This window comes from Actinomycetota bacterium (genome assembly GCA_041658565.1).
Lineage (GTDB): Bacteria > Actinomycetota > AC-67 > AC-67 > AC-67 > JBAZZY01.
Genome location: JBAZZY010000106.1, coordinates 1 through 2,533 on the forward strand (window position 1 = coordinate 1; position 2,533 = coordinate 2,533).

A 2,533-nucleotide genomic window follows, 5' to 3' on the forward strand; every position below is an offset into this window, starting at 1 on the left:
GTCGCGCAAGATCGCTGATTCACTCATCCCCGAGGCGAGATAGCCCAACACGTCGGACACCGTGATCCGCAGCCCGCGAACGCAGGGCTTTCCCCCGCGCTTCCCGGGCTGGATCGTGATCCGATCGCGGTAGTTCACGGTAGTCCGTGGCGCGGTATCCGCGAAGCGGACAAGTTCCACATTCCCCTTTCAAACCGTGGGGTTGCTCGGCGATGCAAATGGTCGCCGCTGCCCGACAGATGTGGTCGATAATGCTTGCGCTCCCGTCTCCGGTCTCTTGACGCGCCCGGATCGCGCACGTCCGGAGCAGCCGTCGAGCCACGGGCCGACAGGTGGAGCACGCGGTCCTGCGGACGTCTCATCCCTGCGCCGAGAAGATAGCTATCCAGAGGACCAGCTGGAGAATCATAAGGATGACGGCGGCCACCTTGTTTCCGACCCACCAGGTCTTGAGCTGGCCTTTCTCGTCGAAGGCCTTGTAGTAGACGTCGCCAGTGAGGACGATGACGCAGACGGCCCACAGGAGCGGCGCGAACAAGAAGGCCCCAACAACGGCCATGGCGCTCACTGGCCCGCTGCGGCGGTACCACGGGACGTTCTCGTATGAGGCGTACTTGCCGGGCGCGGATGGCGGCATCTGCCGGACACCACACTTAGGACAAAGCTCTGCGCGGATCTTGATGATCTCGCCACACGACTCGCAGAACTTCTCATCGGCCGCCTTAGTCCTGGCCTGTTCCACTGGTCTACTCCTTTGCCCTGGGAGCGGGGCTACATCCGCCTGAACTCCCCCGCGTGCGGACCGCGACAAGCCCGCCCAGACAGGATAGCGCGGCAACCGACATTTCGGGCGCGCGTCAGCAGATTCGCTCAATGTGGCGAATGGTCACGGGAAACCCCGACAGTTATGGCAGGTAGAACTCGCCCCACCACCCGCCGAATTCTAGGCTCAGGGAGCGAATCCACCCCCGTGCCGCGCTGCCGGTCTCAGGGATCGAGGAGGACTCGCTTCAGCTTCGGTCGGATGGCGGAAAAGTAGACGATCGAGCCGATGACTCCGAGGAAGATCTGAACCAAGATCCACACGACCTTGTTCTGGTTGGCTCCCTGCCAAAGACTCTCGGGCCGCACCGCCGCGTCAATGATCCCCCAGATCGGCAGCGCGCCCATCGCAATCAAGGCGACAACCAAGACGAGCAGTTCCTGCGGTCCAACATCGACTGCCAAGACCATGTGCCCCCCTCCCGCCGATTCCGCAGTCGCCCGTGAACTCGAAAGGGAGCCCGCTCGCGCGCATCCCCCAGGATCACTCCCGCACGATCACGCGTAAGCCTACGCCGGCCCTCGGCAATCAGACACGCCCGGCCCGCTGCGCGTCGCCGGCGGAAACAGGTCCGGCTCGACGCGCAGGCCATCCCATACCTTCCGCGAGTCGCAGGCGCTCATCGGCGGGCGGCTCAGATCGGCCAAGTTCTCTCGCTATTCCCGGTCGTGCTTCGCCGCGCCTAAACCTCTACCGTCGCGCGTGGCGGTGGGCCCGTGGTGTAACTGGTAGCACGCGATCCTGCGAAGTTCGAAGTACGAGTTCGATTCTCGTCGGGTCCACCCCTCATATTCCGATGAGGGACCATCGCCGGGGCGGCGAACAGGAATAGCCGTCCTGCCACCCGGCACTTGCATCGAAACATGGACGTGCCACAATGAACCCATCGCAGGATCGCACCCGTGCACCACGGGACGTCTCGAACGCGAAGGGGCGGGGCTAAGTCCTCGCCCCTTTCGTATGCGAGATGGTCAGGGGAACGAGTCTTACTCTGGAATAAAGCTGCGAGCAGGATCACGGTCACAAAGGCTTTCAGGCTCGTACGCCCCTTCCTAGGCTGGCCGAGCACCGAGCCGACGACGCAGTCGCCAGCACAAGGAAGTCGTCAGAGGAGCGAAGCCGTCATCCGCGCTCCTCGAGAGTAACTCGGTACCAGGCACCGTCCAGCTTGATGACGGCGTACTCGGGCGTCCCCTGCGGCTGACCATCGAAGAGGTCCGTGACGGCGGCAACCGCTCCGAGTGTTTGCGACATGCGCTCGCGGAACCAGGAGCACGTGCCCCTCCGCAACCGGGTTCCGGTCGAGGAACGCAACATGTTCGTCATCCGCCCACACCACGTGCGCGGATTGCGGGTCGGCCACGATGCCGCAGAAGTTGCAGTTCGGATCGACCATCCCACCTCCGTTCAAGGCAATCCAGCCGTTCACAAGATGACACACATCCATGCTCGCGCGCACAAGCTCAGAGCGTGCGAGATATCGGCGTCGAAAAGGAGTCTCAAGCGCCCGCGACGAGCTTGCGTTCACGATCAGCGGCAAACGCGAGACAGGCGCGAATGTCTTCCAACTCAAGGTCGGGAAAGTCGCGCAAGATCGCTGATTCACTCATCCCCGAGGCGAGATAGCCCAACACGTCGGACACCGTGATCCGCAGCCCGCGAACGCAGGGCTTTCCCCCGCGCTTCCCGGGCTGGATCGTGATCCGATCG

The 2,533-nt window shown here is 63.4% G+C and carries 5 protein-coding genes and 1 tRNA gene; 1 reads left to right on the forward strand and 5 read right to left on the reverse strand.

The annotated features are described in order from the left end of the window. From WDA27_15500 to WDA27_15510, 3 genes are all read right to left on the reverse strand, one after another. Nucleotides 1-138 (reverse strand): DUF433 domain-containing protein (locus tag WDA27_15500; GenBank protein ID MFA5892330.1); only part of this gene is annotated, 138 nt, incomplete at its 3' end. A 220-nt stretch (nt 139-358) separates the two neighbouring features. Next, nucleotides 359-742: a hypothetical protein gene (locus WDA27_15505; GenBank protein ID MFA5892331.1), complete on the reverse strand. Its 384-nt coding sequence runs from the start codon at nt 740-742 to the stop codon at nt 359-361. Nucleotides 743-987: 245 nt separating this feature from the next. Then, entirely contained in the window at nt 988-1,233 is a 246-nt protein-coding gene (locus tag WDA27_15510; GenBank protein MFA5892332.1) for a PLDc N-terminal domain-containing protein, read from the reverse strand. Nucleotides 1,234-1,533: 300 nt separating this feature from the next. On the opposite strand from WDA27_15510, the gene WDA27_15515 reads away from it, so the two are divergent. Continuing rightward, nucleotides 1,534-1,605: transfer RNA gene (locus WDA27_15515), tRNA-Arg, on the forward strand. A 323-nt stretch (nt 1,606-1,928) separates the two neighbouring features. Here WDA27_15515 and WDA27_15520 read toward each other — a convergent pair. Both WDA27_15520 and WDA27_15525 read right to left on the reverse strand, forming a co-directional pair. Next, entirely contained in the window at nt 1,929-2,270 is a 342-nt protein-coding gene (locus tag WDA27_15520; GenBank protein ID MFA5892333.1) for an HIT family protein, read from the reverse strand. A 52-nt stretch (nt 2,271-2,322) separates the two neighbouring features. After that, nucleotides 2,323-2,533: DUF433 domain-containing protein (locus WDA27_15525; GenBank protein ID MFA5892334.1), on the reverse strand; the 211-nt coding region annotated here is incomplete at its 5' end.

Coding starts and splice junctions, on each gene's coding strand:
- WDA27_15510 (MFA5892332.1), bottom strand. CDS start 1,233: ATGGTCTTGGCAGTCGATGTTGGACCGCAGGAACTGCTCGTCTTGGTT.
- WDA27_15520 (MFA5892333.1), bottom strand. CDS start 2,270: ATGGATGTGTGTCATCTTGTGAACGGCTGGATTGCCTTGAACGGAGGT.